25 protein-coding genes and 1 riboswitch are annotated in these 21,033 nt (G+C 33.9%); of the genes, 10 read left to right on the top strand and 15 right to left on the bottom strand.

Going from position 1 to position 21,033, the window contains the following annotated elements; genetic code table 11:
- Positions 1–3 precede the first annotated feature (3 nt).
- Positions 4–1,128 carry an NAD(P)/FAD-dependent oxidoreductase gene (locus RZ78_RS03445; RefSeq protein WP_054608137.1) on the top strand — a complete coding sequence of 375 codons (1,125 nt, stop codon included), beginning with the start codon at positions 4–6 and terminating at the stop codon, positions 1,126–1,128.
- On the opposite strand, the gene RZ78_RS03440 is transcribed toward RZ78_RS03445, so the two are convergent.
- Positions 1,117–1,506 carry a ribonuclease HI family protein gene (locus RZ78_RS03440; protein WP_034533593.1) on the bottom strand — a complete coding sequence of 130 codons (390 nt, stop codon included), beginning with the start codon at positions 1,504–1,506 and terminating at the stop codon, positions 1,117–1,119. The genes RZ78_RS03445 and RZ78_RS03440 overlap by 12 nt on opposite strands.
- A 31-nt stretch (positions 1,507–1,537) precedes the next feature.
- On the opposite strand from RZ78_RS03440, the gene RZ78_RS03435 reads away from it, so the two are divergent.
- Genes RZ78_RS03435 through RZ78_RS03405 form a run of 7 tightly spaced genes read left to right on the top strand, consistent with a single transcriptional unit; the run spans position 1,538 to position 9,135 of the window.
- Positions 1,538–1,921, top strand: coding sequence for an EbsA family protein (locus tag RZ78_RS03435; protein WP_054605557.1), 384 nt, complete (start codon positions 1,538–1,540; stop codon positions 1,919–1,921).
- Positions 1,922–1,950: 29 nt separating this feature from the next.
- Positions 1,951–3,606, top strand: a complete 1,656-nt coding sequence (locus tag RZ78_RS03430; RefSeq protein ID WP_054608136.1) for a formate--tetrahydrofolate ligase — start codon at positions 1,951–1,953, stop codon at positions 3,604–3,606.
- Positions 3,607–3,618: 12 nt separating this feature from the next.
- Positions 3,619–4,071 carry a signal peptidase II gene (gene lspA / locus RZ78_RS03425; protein WP_054608135.1) on the top strand — a complete coding sequence of 151 codons (453 nt, stop codon included), beginning with the start codon at positions 3,619–3,621 and terminating at the stop codon, positions 4,069–4,071.
- The gene (locus RZ78_RS03420) at positions 4,067–4,984 is read left to right on the top strand and encodes an RluA family pseudouridine synthase (RefSeq protein ID WP_054608134.1); all 918 of its coding nucleotides are present in this window, start codon (positions 4,067–4,069) and stop codon (positions 4,982–4,984) included. Before lspA ends, RZ78_RS03420 begins: the two co-directional genes overlap by 5 nt.
- Positions 4,985–4,995: 11 nt before the next feature.
- Positions 4,996–5,523, top strand: coding sequence for a bifunctional pyr operon transcriptional regulator/uracil phosphoribosyltransferase PyrR (gene pyrR, locus RZ78_RS03415; protein WP_034531143.1), 528 nt, complete (start codon positions 4,996–4,998; stop codon positions 5,521–5,523).
- A gap of 33 nt (positions 5,524–5,556) precedes the next feature.
- Positions 5,557–6,630, top strand: coding sequence for a carbamoyl phosphate synthase small subunit (locus RZ78_RS03410; RefSeq protein WP_041152254.1), 1,074 nt, complete (start codon positions 5,557–5,559; stop codon positions 6,628–6,630).
- A 3-nt stretch (positions 6,631–6,633) separates the two neighbouring features.
- Positions 6,634–9,135 carry a carbamoyl phosphate synthase gene (locus tag RZ78_RS03405; RefSeq protein WP_054608133.1) on the top strand — a complete coding sequence of 834 codons (2,502 nt, stop codon included), beginning with the start codon at positions 6,634–6,636 and terminating at the stop codon, positions 9,133–9,135.
- Between the two features lie 79 nt (positions 9,136–9,214).
- On the opposite strand, the gene RZ78_RS03400 is transcribed toward RZ78_RS03405, so the two are convergent.
- From RZ78_RS03400 to RZ78_RS03360, 10 genes are all read right to left on the bottom strand, one after another.
- Complete coding sequence (locus RZ78_RS03400) at positions 9,215–9,700, bottom strand: hypothetical protein (protein WP_054608132.1); 486 nt, start codon at positions 9,698–9,700, stop codon at positions 9,215–9,217.
- A gap of 30 nt (positions 9,701–9,730) precedes the next feature.
- Entirely contained in the window at positions 9,731–10,186 is a 456-nt protein-coding gene (locus RZ78_RS03395) for a hypothetical protein (protein ID WP_054608131.1), read from the bottom strand.
- Between the two features lie 141 nt (positions 10,187–10,327).
- Positions 10,328–10,813: a hypothetical protein gene (locus RZ78_RS03390; protein ID WP_054608130.1), complete on the bottom strand. Its 486-nt coding sequence runs from the start codon at positions 10,811–10,813 to the stop codon at positions 10,328–10,330.
- Positions 10,814–10,988: 175 nt separating this feature from the next.
- On the bottom strand, positions 10,989–11,519 hold the full coding sequence (locus RZ78_RS03385; RefSeq protein ID WP_054608129.1) for a GNAT family N-acetyltransferase: 531 nt from the start codon (positions 11,517–11,519) through the stop codon (positions 10,989–10,991).
- A gap of 247 nt (positions 11,520–11,766) precedes the next feature.
- Entirely contained in the window at positions 11,767–11,925 is a 159-nt protein-coding gene (locus tag RZ78_RS07505; RefSeq protein WP_155451842.1) for a hypothetical protein, read from the bottom strand.
- 2 nt (positions 11,926–11,927) lie between these two features.
- A complete protein-coding gene (locus tag RZ78_RS03380; protein ID WP_054608128.1) occupies positions 11,928–12,383 on the bottom strand; it encodes a hypothetical protein in 456 nt (151 codons plus the stop codon).
- A gap of 54 nt (positions 12,384–12,437) precedes the next feature.
- On the bottom strand, positions 12,438–12,905 hold the full coding sequence (locus RZ78_RS03375) for a glutathione peroxidase (protein WP_054608127.1): 468 nt from the start codon (positions 12,903–12,905) through the stop codon (positions 12,438–12,440).
- 20 nt (positions 12,906–12,925) lie between these two features.
- Entirely contained in the window at positions 12,926–13,471 is a 546-nt protein-coding gene (locus tag RZ78_RS03370; RefSeq protein ID WP_054608126.1) for a folate family ECF transporter S component, read from the bottom strand.
- Positions 13,472–13,536: 65 nt separating this feature from the next.
- A riboswitch (THF riboswitch) is annotated at positions 13,537–13,631 on the bottom strand.
- 64 nt (positions 13,632–13,695) lie between these two features.
- The gene (locus RZ78_RS03365; protein WP_054608125.1) at positions 13,696–14,652 is read right to left on the bottom strand and encodes a ketopantoate reductase family protein; all 957 of its coding nucleotides are present in this window, start codon (positions 14,650–14,652) and stop codon (positions 13,696–13,698) included.
- A gap of 108 nt (positions 14,653–14,760) precedes the next feature.
- A complete protein-coding gene (locus tag RZ78_RS03360) occupies positions 14,761–15,630 on the bottom strand; it encodes a DegV family protein (protein WP_053792674.1) in 870 nt (289 codons plus the stop codon).
- Between the two features lie 157 nt (positions 15,631–15,787).
- On the opposite strand from RZ78_RS03360, the gene RZ78_RS03355 reads away from it, so the two are divergent.
- Complete coding sequence (locus RZ78_RS03355) at positions 15,788–17,500, top strand: NFACT RNA binding domain-containing protein (RefSeq protein ID WP_054608124.1); 1,713 nt, start codon at positions 15,788–15,790, stop codon at positions 17,498–17,500.
- A gap of 27 nt (positions 17,501–17,527) precedes the next feature.
- Here RZ78_RS03355 and RZ78_RS03350 read toward each other — a convergent pair whose 3' ends face one another.
- The gene (locus tag RZ78_RS03350) at positions 17,528–18,073 is read right to left on the bottom strand and encodes a metal-dependent hydrolase (protein ID WP_054608123.1); all 546 of its coding nucleotides are present in this window, start codon (positions 18,071–18,073) and stop codon (positions 17,528–17,530) included.
- Between the two features lie 73 nt (positions 18,074–18,146).
- Between RZ78_RS03350 and RZ78_RS07605 the strand changes: the two genes are divergently transcribed.
- On the top strand, positions 18,147–19,121 hold the full coding sequence (locus RZ78_RS07605) for a DNA/RNA non-specific endonuclease (protein ID WP_054608122.1): 975 nt from the start codon (positions 18,147–18,149) through the stop codon (positions 19,119–19,121).
- Positions 19,122–19,158: 37 nt separating this feature from the next.
- On the opposite strand, the gene msrA is transcribed toward RZ78_RS07605, so the two are convergent.
- The 3 genes from msrA to RZ78_RS03330 form a co-directional block, all read right to left on the bottom strand.
- Entirely contained in the window at positions 19,159–19,680 is a 522-nt protein-coding gene (gene msrA, locus RZ78_RS03340; RefSeq protein ID WP_034531164.1) for a peptide-methionine (S)-S-oxide reductase MsrA, read from the bottom strand.
- A 17-nt stretch (positions 19,681–19,697) separates the two neighbouring features.
- The gene (gene msrB, locus RZ78_RS03335) at positions 19,698–20,135 is read right to left on the bottom strand and encodes a peptide-methionine (R)-S-oxide reductase MsrB (RefSeq protein WP_054608121.1); all 438 of its coding nucleotides are present in this window, start codon (positions 20,133–20,135) and stop codon (positions 19,698–19,700) included.
- A gap of 123 nt (positions 20,136–20,258) precedes the next feature.
- Positions 20,259–20,966 (bottom strand): nicotinamide mononucleotide transporter, encoded by a 708-nt coding sequence (locus RZ78_RS03330; protein WP_054605546.1) that lies wholly within the window; start codon positions 20,964–20,966, stop codon positions 20,259–20,261.
- Positions 20,967–21,033 lie beyond the last annotated feature (67 nt).

The following is a 21,033-nucleotide window of genomic DNA, read 5'->3' as shown; positions in this document are numbered from 1 at the left end:
ATATTGACCAAGAAAATAGCAATTATTGGTGGCGGAATTGTCGGATCAACGGCTGCTTATTTCCTAAGCCAACTAGATTCTGGTAATGATTTTGAAGTAACCATGTTTGATGATGGTAATGGACAAGCCACAAAGGCAGCTGCAGGTATCATTTCACCATGGTTATCAAAGAGAAGAAACAAAAAATGGTATAACTTAGCCCGTGATGGCGCAACATTGTTAAAACAAATATCTAAGCAATCCAAAATGCCTGGAAGTATTTACAACCAATGCGGTACCATCATTACGCGTGAAGATTCTGAAAAGTTAAAGGAACTTTATCAATTAGCTGAAGAACGTCGCGCAGAAACTGATACAATTGGTGAAATTAAAGAACTCACTTCAGATGAAGTAATGAGATTTGTTCCGATTATTGATAGTTCATATCCTGGAGTATTTGTCTCAGGTGGTGCTAGATTGAATGGTGATAAATACGCCAGTCATTTGACTAAGATCGCTAAGAAAAAGAATTTAACAATAATCAAACAACCTGTATCAATTAATAAAGATGGTAATGTTGAATTAGATGGACAAGTCCTAGAATTCGATAATATCATCTTAGCAACTGGTGCTTGGACAAAGAATATTTTAAAAGAACTTCCTTTAGATGTTGATGTTAGACCACAAAAGGGACAATTAATCGAATTATCTACCACTCAAATCCTTGGTGCTAACGTTGATATGCCGGTTGTGATGCCTGAAGGTGAATCAGATTTCATCCCATTAGGTAATGGACGTTTAATTGTGGGAGCTAGTCATGAAAATGATAAGGGGTTTGATTTATCTGCCGATGCGGATATTATTGATGAACTATTAAATAGTGCTCACAGTATGTCTAATCAAATTAATGCTGAAAACTTAATTAGGGTAAAAATTGGAACCAGAGCTTATACATCCGATTTTGCTCCATTCTTTGGACGCATCCCTGGATACGAAAAAATCCTAGTCGGCAGTGGACTAGGATCATCTGGTTTAACAACTGGACCTTTAGTAGGTAAGATTTTAGCAGAAATGATTGCTGATAAAGTCGATTACGATCTCGATGAGTATCGCAAACCAATTGAAAATTATATTAAATTAGTAAAATAAGTGAAGGGCCTGTGTCGCAAGATTATGGGCACCTTCATTTTTTGTATCCGGAATCCAATTATTGATTACCATGCTGTACTTAGCTTGTTCTTCTAGAATTTGATCAACATATTCTTGATAATGTTTAGCGTATTGTTTTTCCAAACTTTCATGAACAATTTTACTGTCTGTATAATAAACAATGATTGAGTCCTTATTGGTTAAAGGTGAAATCGCTTTAAAGCCGAGGAGACAAGCTTCAAACTCTGCTTCATGATTGTCTTTTGAAGTTAATTTAAGTTTTTCTTGGTATTGTTCACTATCATGAACAATTAAAATTCCACAAGAACTGTTCCCAGAATTGTTCATTGTGGCCGCATCAGTGTATAATTTAAACATAATCTAATTCTCCAAAGGAAGGTTTTACTTAATGATAACCCAAAAACGAACATTTTTATACCAGCCAGAACCTTTGTATACAGTAATCACCTGGGCTTGGACCTTTGCTCTTCTATTTATTGGAATTATTTTCTGGCTTGAAGTAACAGTGATTCAATGGATTACAATCTTTTTCTTTTTAGTATTCTTCTTATTTGCGATTTTTCAAATTATTTTTAGAAGAATCACCATTGAAAATGATAAAATAACAGTAAGTAAGCTAATGAATCCAAAATGGTTGGAAGCAAATATTAGCGATATTGATAACGTTAGTTTCACCAAGCATACTGCTGACATTGAAGTTAACAAAAAGCACTACAGATTGTTATTACCTGTCAATTCAATAATTGAGCTAAGCAACTTACTTAAAAAATAAATTACATAATTCTAGGAGATGTTCTTACCATGAAAACAGATATTGAAATTTCACAATCAGCTGAGTTAAAAAACATTAGCGAAATTGCATCAAGTTTAAATATAAGTGACGATCAAATGGATCCTTATGGTAAATATAAAGCGAAAATCAACTTACCATTTGCTGGTTCAAAAAACGGTAAACTGATTTTAGTAACATCAATTAATCCAACCGCTGCTGGTGAAGGTAAAACAACTTTAACCATCGGTTTAGGTGACGCATTCCACAGAATTAATAAGTCTGTTGCAATCGCACTAAGGGAACCATCACTTGGACCTGTTATGGGAATTAAGGGTGGTGCTACTGGTGGTGGATATGCTCAAGTAGCTCCAATGGAAGATATTAACCTATTCTTTACTGGTGATTTTCCTGCTATTACTGAAGCACATGACACATTATCAGCATTAATTGATAACCATATTCATCATGGTAACAAGTTAAACATTGATCCTAGAACAATTACATGGAAGAGAGTCGTTGACATTAACGACCGAGAATTAAGAAACGTAATCGTTGGATTGGGTGGACGCACATCTGGTGTCCCTCGTGAAGACGGCTTTGACATTACTGTTGCAAGTGAAATCATGGCAGTTTTATGTTTAAGTGAAGATTTAAACGACTTAAAAGAAAAATTAGGTAAAATCCTAATTGGTTACAACTACGATAGACAACCAGTTACTGTTAGTGATTTGGGTGTTACTGGTGCATTGGCATTACTATTAAAGGATGCAATCAAGCCCAACTTAGTGCAAACACTAGAACACACCCCAGCATTCATTCATGGTGGACCTTTTGCTAATATCGCTCATGGTTGTAACAGTATTTTAGCCACTAAAGCAGCCATTCAACATGCGGATTACGCAATTACCGAAGCTGGTTTCGGTGCTGATTTAGGTGGAGAAAAGTTCCTAGACATTACATCTGAAAAGTTAGGCAAACGTCCAGATGCAATCGTTATTGTTGCTACTGTTAGAGCATTAAAGCTAAATGGTGGTGTTAATAAGAACGACTTAGATCAAGAAAACGTAGATGCATTACTAAAGGGTGCTAAGAACTTAGGTAGACACATTGCTAACATGAAGCAATACAACAAACCGGTTGTAGTTGCTGTAAATGAATTTACCAGCGATACTGAAAAAGAAATTAACGCACTAAACGATTACATCAAAGAACAAGGTGTGAAACCATTCAATACAACTGTATGGGAAAATGGTGGAGCAGGTGCTACTGAATTAGCTGAAGAATTAGTTAACGTTTGTGACAACAATCAAGAATTCAAACCACTATACAATAGCGATGATGACTTTATGGACAAGTTAAATGCCATCGTTACTAAAATTTATGGTGGAAATGGTGTTGTTTTAAGTAATAAAGCTAAGACTCAACTAAAGAAACTAGTTAAAAATGGTTGGGATAAGTTACCAATTTGTGTAGCTAAGACTCAATACTCATTCACTGATAACGCTAAAGAATTAGGTGCACCAGTTGACTTCTCAATTAATGTTTCTGACATCCAACCTAAACTAGGTGCCGGTTTTATCGTTGTATTAACTGGTAAGATTCTAACAATGCCTGGTTTACCATCACATCCAGCCGCTTTAGACATGGATATTGATAATGATGGTAAGATTACCGGACTATTCTAAAGGAGTTTTTCAATGCCAATTGTATATATTTTAATTAGCCTATGTACTCTTGTCGGAATTGATCAAGCAATCAAAATTTGGATTTCTGCAAACATTTCAGAAACATCAAGTACAACAATCATCCCTGGAGTATTATCAATTACCAATCTGCATAACAGTGGTGCTGCTTGGAGTATCCTGGAAGGCCAACAATGGTTATTTTCCATTATTACTTTAGTAGCAGTCGTAGCGATTGTTTATTTTATGATAAAATTAAAAGGTAGAAAGCTTTATTTAACAAGTACAACAATCTTATTAGCTGGAATTTTAGGTAACTTCATTAACCGCTTCTTACAAGGCTATGTAGTTGATATGTTCCAAGTTGATTTTATTAATTTCCCAGTGTTTAACTTCGCAGATATCTGCATTACATTTGGAATTATCTTGTTATTTTTTGCAATATTAAGAGATGGTGATTTAGATTAAAGATACAGTAACTTATACAGTCACAAAAGGAAATGTTCGACTAGACAAATCATTAACTGATAACGTTGAAGATTTAAGTCGTTCAAGAGCCAAAAGTTTGATTGAAGACGGATTAGTTTTGGTGGATGGGCAAAAGAAAAAGGCAAAATACGATGTTAAAGACGGTGAAGTAATTCAGGTAACCATTCCTGAACCAGAAACAATGAACGTTGAACCTGAAAACATCAACATTGATATTGTATATGAGGATGACGATGTAATTGTCGTCAATAAGCCGCAAGGAATGGTTGTTCATCCTTCTCCAGGGCATCCTGATCATACGTTAGTGAATGCATTACTTTATCATTCACCACTTTCAACAATTAATGGAACCTATAGACCAGGAATTGTTCATAGAATTGATAAAGATACATCTGGTTTATTAATGGTTGCTAAGAACAATTATGCTCATGAATCTTTGTCAAAACAATTAAAGGACAAATCAAACATTCGTGAATATATTGCATTAGTACATGGAAATATCAAAGAAAATAGCGGCGTTATTAACGCACCAATTGGTAGATCTAAAAAAGACCGTAAAAAACAGGCAATCGTAGATGATGGAAAGAATGCCGTTACTCATTTTAAAGTTTTAGAACGATTCGGTGGAGAATATACACTTGTTTCATGTGTCTTAGAAACAGGTCGTACGCACCAAATTAGAGTTCATATGAAGTATATTGGTCATCCACTTGCTGGAGATCCTCTATACGGACCAAAGAACACTTTAAAGGGTAATGGGCAATTCTTACATGCTAAGAAATTAGGCTTCGTTCATCCAAAAACCAACGAACAAATGATTTTTGAAACACCATTGCCAGAGATTTTTGAACAAACAATTACTAAATTAAGAAATAAGTACAATCAAAAATAGGAGGATTTGTAATGAGTAAAGTCGTTGTTGATAAAATGGCCATGCAAAGAGCGTTAACTCGTATTACTTACGAAATTATCGAAAAAAACAAAGGGGTAAATAACCTAGTATTGGTTGGAATTAAGACTCGTGGTATTTATCTTGCTAAACGCATTGCTAACCGTTTACAAAAACTTGAAAACAAAGAAGTTCCTGTTGTTGGAATCGACGTTACAAAGTATCGTGATGATATTCAACACACTGACAACGAACCAGCAGTCCTTTCTGATGAAGCTGTTTCATTAAAGGACAAAAACATCATCTTAGTTGATGACGTTTTATTCACTGGTAGAACTATTAACGCTGCCTTATCAGCAATTGCTGAGTTAGGTCGTCCTAAGAACATCAGATTAGCTGTATTAGTTGATCGTGGACACCGTGAATTACCAATTAGAGCTGACTTTGTTGGTAAGAACATTCCAACTTCAAAACAAGAAATCATCAATGTTCAAGTTGATGAAATCGATGATCAAGATTCTGTTGAAATTGATGAAAAGTAACTCTTAAATAAAATATTTAAGGAGATTGTTGTTATGACCACTAGATATTTAATATTAGAAGATGGAACTTCATATAAAGGTAAAGCCTTCGGGGCTGAAGCAACCACAACTGGAGAAATTATTGTAAATTCTAATATGTTAGGCTATCAAGAAGTTATAACAAATCAAATTTACCATAATCAAATCATTGTGTTTACACAGCCATCTATTGGTAATACTGGAATTAACCACAAAAGTTTTGAAGCGATTGTAACTAATTCAAAAGGGGTAGTTGTTAAAGAATACTCCAATATTTCTACCAATAGATTAGGAAACTTAAACTTAGATTTATTTTTAAAGCAACACAACATTCCTGGTATTGCTGGAATTGATACTAGAGAATTAACACGTCGCTTAAATCGAAAACAAACAATGAAGGCAAGTATTGTTGATATGGATGATGAACATGCTTTTGATCAACTTCATGCAACGGTGCTTACTAACCAACAAGTAAATCAAGTTTCTACCAAAGCGCCATTTCCAAATACTGGTGATGGATACAATATTGTATTGATTGATTTCGGTCTTAAATACGGTATTTTACGTAAGTTGGCTGACCTTGATTGTAATGTTATTGTGATGCCATTTGAAACAACTAGTCAGGAAATCTTTGATTTAGACCCTGATGGTGTTGTTTTATCAACCGGACCTGGTTCTCCAAGAGATTTACCAGATTCTGTCCTACAGATGATTAGAGAGGTCCAAAAAGAAATCCCAATGTTTGCGATGGGATTAGGACATGAATTGTTTGCATTAGCTAATGATGCCAACGTTTACAAATTAGACGGTGAACATCACGGTAGTAATCATCCAATTAGACAAGTTATTACCAATCAAATCATCTATGCATCACAAAGCGAAGGATACGCTGTTGACCCTAAATCAATCATTCATGATCAGTTATTGATTACATATGTTGATTTAGTTAATGGTACTGTCCAAGGTATCAGACATCGTGATTATCCTGCTTTTTCTGTTCAATTCTCACCAGATGGTGGACCTGGTCCACAAGACAGTGCAGACTTGTTTGAAGAATTTCTAGAAAACGTTAGCTCACAAAGGAGATAACTAATGATAGATAATAAAATCAAGAAGGTATTAATTTTAGGTGGTGGACCTTCTAAAATTGGTAGTGAAACTGAGCTTGATGCTGCTGCATTTCAAATGATGACAGCCTTAAAGAAAAATGGCGTTCAAGTTTTAGTGATTGATAATAATCCTTTTTCACTTACACTTTCAGAAGTTCAACCGGCTAATGTCTTTATAAAAGAAATTAATTTAAAAAATGTTCTTGATGTAATTAAGAAGGAATCTCCTGATGCAATTATTCCAATCGCTGGGGGTTTAAGAGCAATTCACGTTACACAGGAACTATTAAACCAAGGAATTCTAAGTGATTTAGGAGTCCGTGTTTTAGGGATCTCTAAAGAGTCTTTAAAGGTTATTAATAATCCAGACAAGATGAAGATTGCTATTAATAGTATCGATGAACCAGCAGTACCTTCTAAAATCGTTAGAAGTGAATCCGAAGCATTTGAAGTCGTTCGAGAAATTGGTTTTCCTGTTAACATCAAAAAAGTTAACCATAAGGAAAGTACTGAAAGAATCATTTGTAATAATGCTGAAGAACTTTCTGACATGCTAGAAGACGAATTTGAAGATGACAGCGTATGTATCATTGAAAAGAGCATCGTTGGTTACAAACAAATCGAAACTGTTGCGGTTAGAGATCAAACCAACACCAAGATTCTAATTAGTGGTTTGGAAAATATTGATGCTGTTGGTGTCCATTCTGGTGATTCAATCGTAATTTCACCAGTTCAAACACTGGGTGATATTGAGTACCAAAGCCTAAGAACAGCAACATTTAAGATGATGGACTTATTGAATATCGTTGGTTTATGCCATATTCAATTTGCACTAGATCCTAACGATGGTAGCAATTACTACATCACAAAGATTAATCCAATGATTAACAGTAGTTCAGCACTAGCTGCTAGATCAACGGGTTATCCATTGGTTTACGTATGTACAAATCTTTTACTAGGTAATTCATTACCAGAAATTCAATTACATGCTAACTATCATCGTTTAACACCCATCATGGAACCAACATTAGACCACGTGGTAATTAAGATGCCGGTCTGGCCATTTGATAATGTTCCAGAAGCTAATCAACATCTAAATACTACTATGAAGTCTGTTGGTTCAACGATTGGGGTAGGTAGAACTGTTGAAGAAGCAATGTTGAAAGCTTTGCGTAGTTCTCAATTCTCACCTCGTGATGTTCTACCAAGCATGTACGAAATCAGTAGTGATGAATTAATCAGTCAATTGATTCACCCTAAGTCAGACCGTTTATTAGTGCTAATTGAAGCGCTAAGACGTGGTTACCAAGTTGATGAATTAGAGGAATTAACTAAGATTAATCAATTCTATTTCTACAAACTAAAAGAATTATTGGATGTAGAAGAACTAATCATTAAAGAACCAATGAAACTAAGCACCATTGAAGTTGCTCATGATCATGGTTTTGGTGATGGTATGATGGCTGAAACATGGCATCAACCAATTGAAAAAGTTAGAGAGCTATACCACGCTGCTGGTGAATACCCAACATATAAGGCAATTGAACCTTCAGCTGGTGAATTTGATCAAAACATTCGTTCTTTCTACAGTAGTTATGAAATTGAAAACGAATCTAGTCAAGAATCAGAAAAGACCGCTTTGGTAATTGGCCGTGGTGGTAATAAGCTTGGTCCTAATACAGCAGCTGATTACTACACAGCTGAAATGTTAATCCAACTACACAGAATCGGTTACAAGACAATTGTGATGAATAATAACCCAAATGCATTATCATTAAGTCCGCAAATTAGTGATAAGCAATATATTGAACCAATTCAATTAGGGGCAATTCTAAACATTATTGAACTGGAAAAACCAGTTAGAGTATTCATTCCAGGAAACAGACATTTCCTACTAAAACAATTGAAGCAATACACTGATTTAAACGTTCAAGTATTGCCACCTGATCAAGAAACAGGGGTTGTTTTACCTAAGGACGTTACCTATGCATTGAACTTCTTTGTAACTCAAGATGAAAGTTACTTTATCTCATCAGAAAAGCTAATTAGTAATAACAAGAGTGACTTAGATTATGTAACTGCATACGAGACACCATATGTATTAGATGATGAAGCATTACAAAGAGATATCGAAGAATCTAAATCCCATATTCAAAGTTCCAATTGGATTGGATTAGTCCAAATCTTGTTCAATCAAAACAAGAAGGGTGAATCAGAGTATGTTGGTATTAGACCGCTACGTTTAACCGAAACAATATTCTTAAGCAGAGCAACTGGAATTAATTGGGTTAGGGCACTTGTTCGTTTCTACACCAAGCGATTGGATATTAACGAATTAATGAAGAATATGCCTGATATGTCTAACAGAGTTACTCATATGCAAGCAACCTTCCCATTCAAACAATTAAATGTCAAAGTTGATCACGCTAATAGTTCCCAAGAAGTAGGGGCTAAAATCAAATTTAGATTAGTCGATGACAAATAAAAAAGCATTCCAAAACGGAATGCTTTTTTATTATCAAAATGTAGTCAAAGCGGCTGACGTGTTTTTATTAATACTTTTATTATATATCATTACCAGCTGGTTCAAAGGTTATCTTACCTGTATTCACTTTTCCAGCTATCTTTTGATATATATTACCCTCTATTTTATTATCTACTATTTTTAAATCATTAAATTGTCTTAAAGCTTGACCCTTATATGGTCCAACTACAGCAATCATTTTAAAGCTATTAGGTTTCACAAAATCATATTTTGCTTGAGCATCATAATCAACATGGTAGTTAATGTGAGATGAAGTAAAATATAAAACATCGCTGTTTGCACTAAATTTAAAGAAGTTTGTCTCACCATCAGGAAATGTTAATTTCCAAATTTGCTTTTTATTTGCGGCTTCAGAGATAAACTTCTGTGGAGTTTCACTAAAACTCATAGGTGATCCATTATTTTTATTGTTAGAAAAACCTACTACAACAACTGTTATAACAACTACGATAATTGACCAGAATGCCATAGGGCTTTTGGCTTTAAGATTCTTGATAAAATTCATAAAAAACTCCTATTAAGAAAAATTATTTTATTAGTTTGCTTGAGTTAATGTAATATCCGTATTTTTATGTTCACCGTTGTATGAATAGTCCATTGATCCCTTAATTTCATTTTTTTCAACTTTTAAATTCTTAAGATCTAGAATGTAACCATCGTCAGCGTTAAATCCAGTAATCTTTAATTCATTATTACTCAAATATTTGTAATTATCATTGCTTATGCTGGCTATATTATCTTTATCTTCTCCACCATATGCTTTATTATTTTCACCAAACTTAATATATTCAGAATTTCCGTTAGAAGATAACTTCCAAACCTTATCAGTTCCAGCATCTTGGATCATCTTTTCAGGTGTTTTAGTAAAACTAAAATATGATCCGTTGTTGTTCTTATTAGCGAATCCAACTAATAAAATGGCTACAACGATAACGATAATTGACCAGAATGCCATAGGGCTTTTGGCTTTAAGATTCTTGATAAAATTCATAAAAAACTCCTTAATTAAAAAATGATACGTGTATAAGTATATCATAATTTAAGGTATTCAGAACATAAAATTGTACATATAGTACAAAAAAGGGGCTTTTTTGTCTTTTAAAACAGAAAAAGTCCCTTTTTATTTAATAATTTATTTAATATAACCATCTTTGGTAATTGTGATATTCTTCTTGAATGAAGTACTACCAGAGTCGGTTTCACTAATACCAACAAACTTGTTATCGTTAACCTTCTTTAAATTGTAAAGTTTTATATTAACTTGTTCTTCATCGTACTTGATGTTGAAAGTAATTTCGCCACCGTTATTTTTAAATGTTCCGATATCATCACTGTAATTGTTTGGATTCTTATAGATTCCATTTAGATCAGATTTGTCCTCAGCAATTAATACTTGGTTATTCTTGTTGAAATATAGATATGTAACATCTGAGTCTTGATTTACCATTTTCCAAATAACTTTTTTGCTTTCATCAGCTTTTACGAGCAATCCAGCATTGTTATTTGTAAATTGATAGAACTTACCATTATCAATAGTGTTTCTGATTCCTAGAGCAACCAATATAATTATTATCCCAATAATTAAATATGTAGATCTTTTTAACTTTAAAACATTCATTTTGCTTCTCCTTAAAATTTAAGTATGAATGCATTCTATCATATGAAACTTAAAAACCATGATTATAAGTCTTATCAAAATAATCTTATGTATTTAGGGCGTCTCACACTGCACGCAAATGTATAACTATACATATAAACATTTAAACGTGCAGCAGAGAGCGTCCTATTTTTTGCTATTTATTGTATTTAATTACATCCACGTCTAAGCCAAGGATTTGGTTAGCTTTCTTGTATAGATCAACACCAGCATCCTTATTAGAAGTAAGTAGGTGGAATTCGTCATCAGAATCCTTGCTTGCTAAGTCAGTATCAATCATACCGTTACTGGTATAGAAACGATATCTAGCATTTCGTTGTTTAGGATTAGCAGAATCGACTAAAACAGACTCAGATTCAAGGATAAAACCATCTTTAAACCTTGATTTCAAGGCGTTTATGGTAGATTTTCCTAAACCGTTACCACGCATATTAGCATCAATAGCAAGATATAATATGAATGCTTGATCGTTAAAATCAACAAGATAAATAATGCCGATATTTTGAGCATTTAACTGAATTAACAGCATTTGAACGTAGTCATTAGAATTAGCAATATTAGTTAAATCATTGAAATCAATTCGTTGGTTAATTGGAAACGAATCTGAATAAAGATCTAACCAATAACTTGAATCATTATTATCAGATAGATTGCTAAAGGTAATCATATATAAATAAAACCTCCAAAGAATTTATACAAATCATACCATAAACATATTACGGGAATATATAAATCAAATTAAGTTATAAATAAATGTAAAATTGAAAATCATTGCTACTTCTTCTTTTTAAGTCTACTTCGCATAATATATATTATGTAAAGTAGATAATTTTAAGTAAACTGAGAAGTGTTCTCTGTATTCCCCATCAATATATGTATTAAAAAAGCATCCGAATTGGATGCTTTTATTATATTTAATATTTTCCTTTTATTACGCGCCAGTAATTTCTGACAAATAACATTGCTATAACTATGATCAATACCACGGCTGTTGTTATAAACCATAAATATATTGCTTTAGCAATTAATGCAATAAAACCTTGTATTACATAGCTGGATCCATAATCAATCATAGTTATTTTCCTCCTTTATGGTGTTCATACATGCGTTCTGGATGATAATAATTGATACCTTTATCATGATTCATGTAAACATTAGTAAGTGTTTGTGCCATTACCAAACCACCAAGAACAATAATAATGATTGACCAACCCATACGACGGATCACAGATGCGTGCTTACGTTGTAACCACATTAGAATAATAAATAATACTATCGCGCTGATTATTATTAAAAAGCCATATTTGAACGTGTTTGATAAATCATTATGATAGATTTCATCAAAATGTTTAGGTGTCATACTTGGTAAAAAGTAATATGCACGTTCTAACGAGTTTTGAAATGTCTCTAGTGCAACACCAATTAACGCTACTAACCATGCAATTGCGGATGAAACTAACAAACCATATAAATCCTTTAACGATTCAATTGTTCTTAATCTTGTTTCTTTTAGTGTTTCCTGATTAAACATTGCCAAGTTCCCCCTTTATACAACAAAAGCACCCGAAACGGATGCTTTTAGTTATTAATCTAGTTCATTGATAATATCTTGTTCAATTTTACGTGGATTCTTTAATGGCGAGTAACGTTTTACGAATTCACCATTTTTATTAATCAAGAATTTGGTGTAATTAAATTTAATACGACCCTTACCAGATGCTGACTTCAAGTATGTAAATAATGGTAATTCATCTTTGCCATTTACCTTTGCTTGTTTAGCCATTGGGAATGTAACCCCATAATGTAATTGACAGTATTCGCTGGTCTTTTCATCACTATTTAATTCCATGTGGAATTGATTGGATGGTACACCAACTAAGACAAGTCCTTGATCTTTGTACTTATCATATAAGTATTGTAAATCTTTTAATTGTCCAGCAAGACCACACTTGCTAGCTGTATTAACTATTAAGATAACTTTACCCTTTAAATCACCGAAATTGATGGATTGACCATTCATTTCAGTTAACTGGTAATCATAGATAGTACTCATAATTACACTCCAAATCTAAATTATTTCCAACGAGATTTTATCAACTTTTGCATAATCGGATTACCTAGCACAACTACTAGTAGCACCATTTGGATTGGTGTTGTAATAAGTTGTTTGATCAATCTAGTCATTAGGAATACTTTGAAACTGTAACCTGCTGTCAATGTAGACATTGATAGCCATAGAGTATTCAAGAAAGTATTAACTAATAATGTGATGACCAATTGAGCTAAAATAGCTTTCCATGGACTGAACTTTTCATTTTTGTATAAGAATAAACCAAAAATGAAAGCTGATAGAACTGCTGACACAGTAAATCCAGGCAAATACATTTGACCGCTTAGGATTGTAACGAATACGTCATATACCCCACCTACGATTCCTGCTACGATTGGTCCGTACATTGAAGCCAATACAGCAGTAGCTAAAAATGAGAAAGTAAATACAACGATTGGTGTATGTATACCGACTCTTCCTAAAACATAAGTCATTGCCATTAAAATAGCAATTGTAGCGGCGTCCCTTACGTTAATACGTGGAACCCTGAATAAAGTTGAAACATTCATCAAAAGACATCTCCTAGTGGAGCTGCCACTCATATAATTATAAAAAGTTGATATTATAAAAAAGTTGTGGCGAATGCGGCAGTTACATCGCAACCTAAGTTTTCGTCAGACGTTCACATTCCGTTCCGTCTGCACTTTACGCATAACTACCTACTCCCAAATTTTTTGTTGCAACTTAATATTATCATTTTTATAATTACAAAACAATTATATTTGGTGTCTAATTATTTGAATTGTCTCATTTGTTCAACCAAATGAACTTGATTTACAACAAATTCATGAGTACGACATACGTAGTCGTTATCTCTACCTAATTTAGCAATGTATCCATTGATGTAGTCAACTTCCGTTTCCCTACCTTTTGAGAAGTCTTGATACATTGAAGGATAATGGAATTTTAGTTGATGACAGTTATCGATAACTGTTTGTACTTGTTCATCTCTGGTTTGATCCATATAGATTCCAGCTCTTTCACAAGCATCAAATGATTCATTAAACAGTTGTCTTGCCATTTCTGGGGCTTTTGGATATTGAATGAATTGTCCCATTTGGACTTCAAACATTGTACAAAGAGTGTTAACAACAGCGTTGAACACAACTTTAGTCATACACATGTTAATCCAGTTATTGGCCATGATTGGTCCTAATTTCGCGTCTTTCAAGTCATTAAATAGAGCCTTAACAGTTTCATCAGGTTCTTTATCATTGTATGGTGCTAAGTGCATTGATTCACCGTTTACTGGTCCCATGAAATCAACATCACCAGGTCCGTTTAAAACGGTGGCAATCATTGCTGTACCACAAACAATTTTATCTTTATCAAAATACTTTTCAATCTTATCAAAATGGCCCATACCATTCATCGCTGCAAAAGCATATTGATCGTCATGGAAGATTCCAGCGGCACTATCTCGTTTAAGTTCTTCTTCCAATTGCATTTGTTTTTTGAAGAAAATCAAAACATCAGGATGTCCCTTATAGTCTTCTGGGTAATAGATATTAATCGGCACTAAATGTTTATTTTCATGGTCACGTGAAACGTAAACACCACCTTGTTCCTTTACCTTTTCAACATTAGGTTCCCAGGTTTCGATGAAATCTACTTCCACGCCGGCATTCTCTTGCAATAAAACACCATACCTGTATCCCATTGCTCCTGCTCCAATAATTCCGTATTTCATAAACAACACCTCATATCTTTATAAGTTGTTATGAGTATAGAACTAATTATTAGAAAAAGCAATGTATTTTCTAATTGTTTTTTAATAATAAAAAAGAACTAGTAAAAACTAGTCCTTTTTGTCAGTATCAATCATCCAAGCTAGAGCAAGTGATTTGTTACCTAAATGGGTACCAATAACAGGTCCAAAGTAACTTTCTTCAATACTCATATCTGGATATAATTGTTGAATATTTTCTTTCCATTCATGTCCAGCTTCTGGATCATTACCATTAATCACGATTGCCTTTAATGGATAATCAACCTTAGAAGCAGCTTCTTTGAAGATTTCTTCAGTACGTTTAAGTGCCTTCTTACGAGATCTTACCTTTTCAAAAGCCACAATTTCATTACTCTTCTTATCGAAAGTTAGTAATGGCTTAATCTTAAGTAAACTTCCTAAAAATGCTGAAGCATTTGATAGTCTTCCACCTCTTACAAGGTTTTGTAGGTCATCAACAACGAATACTTCATCAATTGTGTCTCTAACGTGATCTAAATGTTCAATGATTTCATCGACGCTAGCCCCCGATTGTACCTTCTTTGCAGCTTCGATTGCCAAGTTACCCATTAGTTTTACAGTAATCTTTGAGTTATAAGGAATTACCTTAATGTTTTCAATGGTTGGTGCAAGTGCTGACAATGAATTGTAAAAACCAGAAATGGTACTTGCTAAATGAATACTGATTACAGTGTCGTAACCTTCATCTGCCAACGAATCATACAAGTTAATCAACTCACCCATTGGTGGTTGTGATGTACTTGGGAATGATTGTGAGTTTTTTAGTTTTTCATAGAATTCATCTGTTGAGATGTTGCTGCCTTCTTCATAGCTTTTACCATCAATCATTACAGGCATATGAACAATATGAATTCCATATTTTTCTTGTTCTTCTTTTGATAAATAAGAAGTACTATCTGTTACGATTGCAATTTTCATTATCTTTCATCCTTTTTCATAATACATACGATTATTTATAAATAAAATTATAACATTAAAACATATTTATATCATGAGAACTCTGTTATTTTTGCTAATTTGCCTTCATATCAGTTATACTAGAATGTAATACTTTGTACGAAAGAGAGATGAGATAATGTCATTTGATGGATCATTTACTCATGCAATGACTGGTGAATTAAATCGATTAGTTTCAGGTGGGCGAGTATCTAAAATCAACCAACCATATGATAACGAAATTGTGTTAACAGTTCGTTCAAACCATGAAAACTATCCTATTTTAATTTCAGCCAACCCTAACTATGCACGTGTGCAAGTTTCAAGAATTCCATACGTGAATCCGCACACACCAACTACTTTCACAATGACATTGAGAAAACATCTTAGTGGATCAGTTTTAAAGAAAGTATCTCAAATTGATAATGACCGTGTAATGATTTTTCATTTCACAACTAGAAACGAAATTGGTGATTTAAAGGAAATGCGTTTAGTCGTAGAAATCATGGCTAGACACAGTAACATTATTTTAGTAGATACACAAGATGATATGCGAATCATCGATGCAATCAAACGAATTGGCGCAGATAAGAATAGATACAGAACCATCTTACCTGGTGACACATACATCACCCCACCAAACCAAGACATGGTTAATCCATTTGATGAAAACGTTGACTATCAACAAATTGAAGACTTAACCAAGGAATTCCCTAACCAAGAAGTGCTTTCTTCTGAACTACGTAAGAGAATCCAAGGACTAGGTAAAGACACATCATTATATCTTGCTCAAACAATGCATCAAGATGGTACCGTCAAAGATAAGTTTGATAAGTTCTTCGATCACTTTGACAATCCAATCCCAACCATGATTGAACATGGTAAGAGTAATAGTTTTAATGTCTATCCATTTGAAGACAATAACATTCAATATGATACATTAAGTGAATTACTAGACAACTTCTACGAAACAAAGGCTAGATTGGATCGTGTCCGTGAACAAGGTGGCCAATTAATTAAGGTTGCTAAAAGCGAATTAAAGAAGAATAAAAACAAGAAGAAGAAACTTGAAAAGATTTTGGATAACACTAAGTATGCTGATGAATATCGTATTAAGGGTGAAATTCTAACCACATACCTATACAAGATTCAAAAAGGAATGACTAAGATTTCCCTTCCTAATTTCTATGATAATGGAAATGAGATCGACATCAGTATTTCTAATCAGTTGACTCCTTCAGAAAACGCGCAAAAATACTTTAAACGTTATCAAAAGGAAAAGAATGCTGTCTCATTTGTGACTGAACAATTAAAGAAGACCAATGATGAAATTGACTACTTTGAAAACATCCTTTCACAAATTGAGATTGCTAACCCATCTGATTTAGACGACATCAAAGTCGAACTAAAAAACGAAGGATATTTAAAGCATCATAACAACCGTAATACTAAGAGCAAGAATAAGAATACCAAGATTAGTAAACCCGAAGAATTTATTACTGACAAAGGTATTCATATTCTTGTAGGTAAGAATAACCTTCAAAACGATAAGTTAACAATGAAGGATGCTGATAAGAGAGATACTTGGTTGCATACGCAAAAGATTCACGGTTCTCACGTTATCATCAAGGACTTCAATCCAGATGATGAAACCATCGAAACTGCCGCAATGCTGGCCGCCTACTTCTCTAAAGCAAGAGATTCAGCAACCGTTCCCGTTGACTATGTTCAAGTTAAAAAAATCAGAAAACCAAATGGTTCTAAGCCTGGATTTGTTATTTACGAAGGTCAAAAGACTATCTTTGTAACGCCAAGTAAAGAATTCGTTGATCAATTAATAGAAAATAAATAAAGGGATGCATCTTTGATGCACCCCTTTTTATTTTAAGTTTTTATATAAATAGAAAATCAATTCAATCACTACTATCGTAACGGAAACATATCTAATCATGATTTCTTTCATACTATGAACTTTATATCTAAATATGCCCTTTTTACGTATGATTTTACGATTTCCTAATGGATATAGCCATCTAATTCCTTCAACCGAAAAAGCATCTAATAGTTCATGCAGGAAGTATCCCAAAACCAACGTAAAATAAAAGTATCCCATCACTTTATATCCATAGACACTTATTCCATTTAGGATTGGGCTATTAGAGCTGTAGCGTGCTAAAATAAATAGGAAAGCTGGTATCCAAATACTGTGTGACCAGGTTCGATGACCCCATAAGGTCAGAAAGGATGTTTCTACACCGGTTTTCTTATTTATTCTAGTTTGTCTTTGATCAATATCAGGAAGTTGACTACCAATCCATACACCAATTGCCTCAGTTATGATAATTGGTAATGGTTGACTAGTCGAAATGGCATAACCCATCATTACTGCTTCTGCTGAAGCAATATGCGTTTTTCTTAGCGCCAAAAATAACATTCCTTACGTATTTAACATTAGACAACTATTTTATCATACATAGGTTTATTAGGAGGATTTTTAATTGAAATATACTAAACTAATGGCTACTATTACTATTGGACTTTCATTAGTCCTCAGTGGCTGTGCAAATAATAGTAATGAAAGCACTGCTACCAAGAGCAGCAAGTCATCAGACGTTACCAAAGATTTGCCCAATACTAATACAAGTGATTTAGCATCACTTAACTATCAAAATAATACGTCAGCAATCATGACCGTGAATAATGATGCGTCTAATTTAAAAACATTTGATTGGAAATATAACCACGTAGAATACACCAATCTTGATTCCTTAAACAGAACATCTGAAGGTAATACTGCATACTTAGAAAAGCGTAATATTGCCAATGACAGCCTAAGAACCAGACAAGTGGTTCAACCAACTGGATGGCACCAAAAATTCGTTAACAACGACGCTATTATCAATCGTGGTCATGAAATTGCCTACAGTTTATCTAAGGGAATCAGCGTAAATGGTAAATACGAACCATCGGTACAATCTGGTGATCAAAATAATTTGAAGAACCTATTTACGCAAACTGCATTCAGTAATCAAAAACTACAAACAATTTACGAATCACAAGTTAGAGAAGCACTTAGAAAAGATAAAAAGGTTATTTTCCAAGTCACCCCTATTTTTAGAGGAAATGAATTAATGGCTCGCGGTGTTCATATGCAAGCCATTTCAACTGATGGAAGTCTGAACTTTAACGTTTACATCTTCAATGTTCAACCTGGTGTTGAATTCGACTATGCAACCGGTAGATCCAAGATAAATAACGAGATTAAGGTGCCTACACCTGCAAACGCGCCATCGTTCAATAATCACCGTAACTCATACAAGAAACATCATTACGTAAGAGATGCTGTTGTAGCAGGTGTCGTTCATCACGAAATTAAAAAGCACTACGAAAGAAAGTATCGAAAAGAATATAAGAAAAATACTAAACATTACCAATACCATTCACGTCGTCACTATTATAGACATAAGTATTAAAAAAGGTTCCTAGCTTATGCTAGGAACCTTTTTTTTATTATTTAGCCCACTTTGTATCCTTGAATTGTTGACGGCCACCTAATTCTTCAATTTGAGCTCGTAATGGGTTCTTCTTGTAGAAATCTTGGTGATAGTCTTCAGCTGGATAGAATGGTTTAGCATCTTCGATTGATGTAACGATTGGTTCATCGAACATGCCACTTTCAGCTAGTTGCTTCTTTGATTCTTCAGCAACTTTTCTTTGTTCTTCACTGTTAACGAAGATAACAGGACGGTAACTGTCACCTCTGTCTTGGAATTGACCAGAAGCGTCAGTTGGATCTGTTTGTCTCCAGTAAATTTCGACTAAATCCTTGTATGAAATTACTTCAGGATCAAATGTAATTTCAACGGCTTCAGTATGACCTGTTGTATGGCTACATACTTGTTCATATGTTGGGTTTGCAACGTGTCCTCCTGTGTAACCTGAGATAACACTTTCAATTCCTGGTTGTTGATCGAATGGTTCAACCATGCACCAGAAACATCCTCCTGCGAAAATAGCTGTATCTTTACTCATAAAACAAATCTCCCTTCCTATTTAAATTCTGCAGCGTATTGGCCGTAGCCTTCTTCTTCTAACTTATCAACTGGGATGAATCTTAATGATGCTGAGTTAATGCAGTATCTTAATCCGCCCTTGTCTTTAGGTCCATCAGGAAAGACGTGACCTAAGTGTGAGTTAGCTTCGCTACTTCTTACTTCGTTTCTAACCATACCATGTGAGGTATCTAAATTACTCTTAATGCTGCTTTGTTGAATTGGCTTAGTAAATGCTGGCCAACCACATCCAGAGTTGTATTTATCTTTTGAAGTGAATAAAGGTTCACCTGATACAATATCTACGTATAAACCATCTTCAAAAAAGTTATCATATTCGTTTGAAAATGGCATTTCTGTACCGGCATTTTGAGTAACTTCATATTGTTCGTCAGTTAATCTACTTCTTAATTCTTCTTCACTGTATTTCTTCATAATCGTAACAGCTCCTTTTGCTTGATCTGATATATCCGGTGGAGATATATCGTACACGACATAACTATAATGATAACGATTATAAAAAATAATGCAAATTATTAGCACAGAAAAATATAGTAATTAATCCTTCCAATATGCATTTCCAGCAAGTGCCATTAGGATGTAATAAATGTACTTACCGACGTTTGCAAAGTTGAATTGGCTAATTGCCTTAGCTAGTTGAATAAAGTCGTATAATAGCCAGAATTTCCATTGTGTTGATATCTTCATTGCATTCATGATATTTGCAATCAATGAAATTCCAAATACAAAACTAGTTAATACATATAAAACTGAATCAGATGAATTTAAACTACCGTATCCAATGTAATTAATACCAAAACTGAATGCTAATGATAATAATGACAATAGTACAAAAACAATTTGTCCCTTTTTGGTATTCATAAAATCAGATTTCTTGAATTTATCAGAGTTAGTCCATGTTCTAATTGCCCAAATTTGGATAATAAAACTAATTGGATAAGTTAAGATTGCCCCATGGTTTCCCAATAAATAATCAATTGCACATCCAAGAATGATTTCTGGAACACCAATCCAGTTACCTAGGTTACTAAAACGGCCGACCAATCTAGTAGACATGATTGACATGCAAGCGTCAAAGGCACTGATTAATCCAAACGGAATAAATATTGCCCAATGGCCCCAATGAGTCACATCGTTTAGTGATTCGAATAAATAACCTGAAAGAAACGCTGATAAGAAGATGATTGCGATTCCTAATAAATCCATTGTCTTTGAAGTAGCTAAATTTCTAAATACCTTTACCATTTTGAAGATCTCCTATTGTTTTTATTTGAGACAGCCGTATTCCGGAAGCAACGCTGTCAGATATTTT

This window comes from Apilactobacillus kunkeei (assembly GCF_001308195.1).
GTDB lineage: Bacteria > Bacillota > Bacilli > Lactobacillales > Lactobacillaceae > Apilactobacillus > Apilactobacillus kunkeei_C.
Note: the sequence above shows the minus strand (reverse complement) of the source record. Positions and strands in the feature narration are given on the sequence as shown.

Excerpts from the sequence above, each read along its gene's own strand:
- RZ78_RS03440 (WP_034533593.1), bottom strand. The coding sequence starts at position 1,506 with ATGTTTAAATTATACACTGATGCGGCCACAATGAACAATTCTGGGAAC.
- RZ78_RS03435 (WP_054605557.1), top strand. The coding sequence starts at position 1,538 with ATGATAACCCAAAAACGAACATTTTTATACCAGCCAGAACCTTTGTAT.
- RZ78_RS03430 (WP_054608136.1), top strand. The coding sequence starts at position 1,951 with ATGAAAACAGATATTGAAATTTCACAATCAGCTGAGTTAAAAAACATT.
- lspA (WP_054608135.1), top strand. The coding sequence starts at position 3,619 with ATGCCAATTGTATATATTTTAATTAGCCTATGTACTCTTGTCGGAATT.
- pyrR (WP_034531143.1), top strand. The coding sequence starts at position 4,996 with ATGAGTAAAGTCGTTGTTGATAAAATGGCCATGCAAAGAGCGTTAACT.
- RZ78_RS03410 (WP_041152254.1), top strand. The coding sequence starts at position 5,557 with ATGACCACTAGATATTTAATATTAGAAGATGGAACTTCATATAAAGGT.
- RZ78_RS03405 (WP_054608133.1), top strand. The coding sequence starts at position 6,634 with ATGATAGATAATAAAATCAAGAAGGTATTAATTTTAGGTGGTGGACCT.
- RZ78_RS03400 (WP_054608132.1), bottom strand. The coding sequence starts at position 9,700 with ATGAATTTTATCAAGAATCTTAAAGCCAAAAGCCCTATGGCATTCTGG.
- RZ78_RS03395 (WP_054608131.1), bottom strand. The coding sequence starts at position 10,186 with ATGAATTTTATCAAGAATCTTAAAGCCAAAAGCCCTATGGCATTCTGG.
- RZ78_RS03390 (WP_054608130.1), bottom strand. The coding sequence starts at position 10,813 with ATGAATGTTTTAAAGTTAAAAAGATCTACATATTTAATTATTGGGATA.
- RZ78_RS03385 (WP_054608129.1), bottom strand. The coding sequence starts at position 11,519 with ATGATTACCTTTAGCAATCTATCTGATAATAATGATTCAAGTTATTGG.
- RZ78_RS07505 (WP_155451842.1), bottom strand. The coding sequence starts at position 11,925 with ATGATTGATTATGGATCCAGCTATGTAATACAAGGTTTTATTGCATTA.
- RZ78_RS03380 (WP_054608128.1), bottom strand. The coding sequence starts at position 12,383 with ATGTTTAATCAGGAAACACTAAAAGAAACAAGATTAAGAACAATTGAA.
- RZ78_RS03375 (WP_054608127.1), bottom strand. The coding sequence starts at position 12,905 with ATGAGTACTATCTATGATTACCAGTTAACTGAAATGAATGGTCAATCC.
- RZ78_RS03370 (WP_054608126.1), bottom strand. The coding sequence starts at position 13,471 with ATGAATGTTTCAACTTTATTCAGGGTTCCACGTATTAACGTAAGGGAC.
- RZ78_RS03365 (WP_054608125.1), bottom strand. The coding sequence starts at position 14,652 with ATGAAATACGGAATTATTGGAGCAGGAGCAATGGGATACAGGTATGGT.
- RZ78_RS03360 (WP_053792674.1), bottom strand. The coding sequence starts at position 15,630 with ATGAAAATTGCAATCGTAACAGATAGTACTTCTTATTTATCAAAAGAA.
- RZ78_RS03355 (WP_054608124.1), top strand. The coding sequence starts at position 15,788 with ATGTCATTTGATGGATCATTTACTCATGCAATGACTGGTGAATTAAAT.
- msrA (WP_034531164.1), bottom strand. The coding sequence starts at position 19,680 with ATGAGTAAAGATACAGCTATTTTCGCAGGAGGATGTTTCTGGTGCATG.
- msrB (WP_054608121.1), bottom strand. The coding sequence starts at position 20,135 with ATGAAGAAATACAGTGAAGAAGAATTAAGAAGTAGATTAACTGACGAA.
- RZ78_RS03330 (WP_054605546.1), bottom strand. The coding sequence starts at position 20,966 with ATGGTAAAGGTATTTAGAAATTTAGCTACTTCAAAGACAATGGATTTA.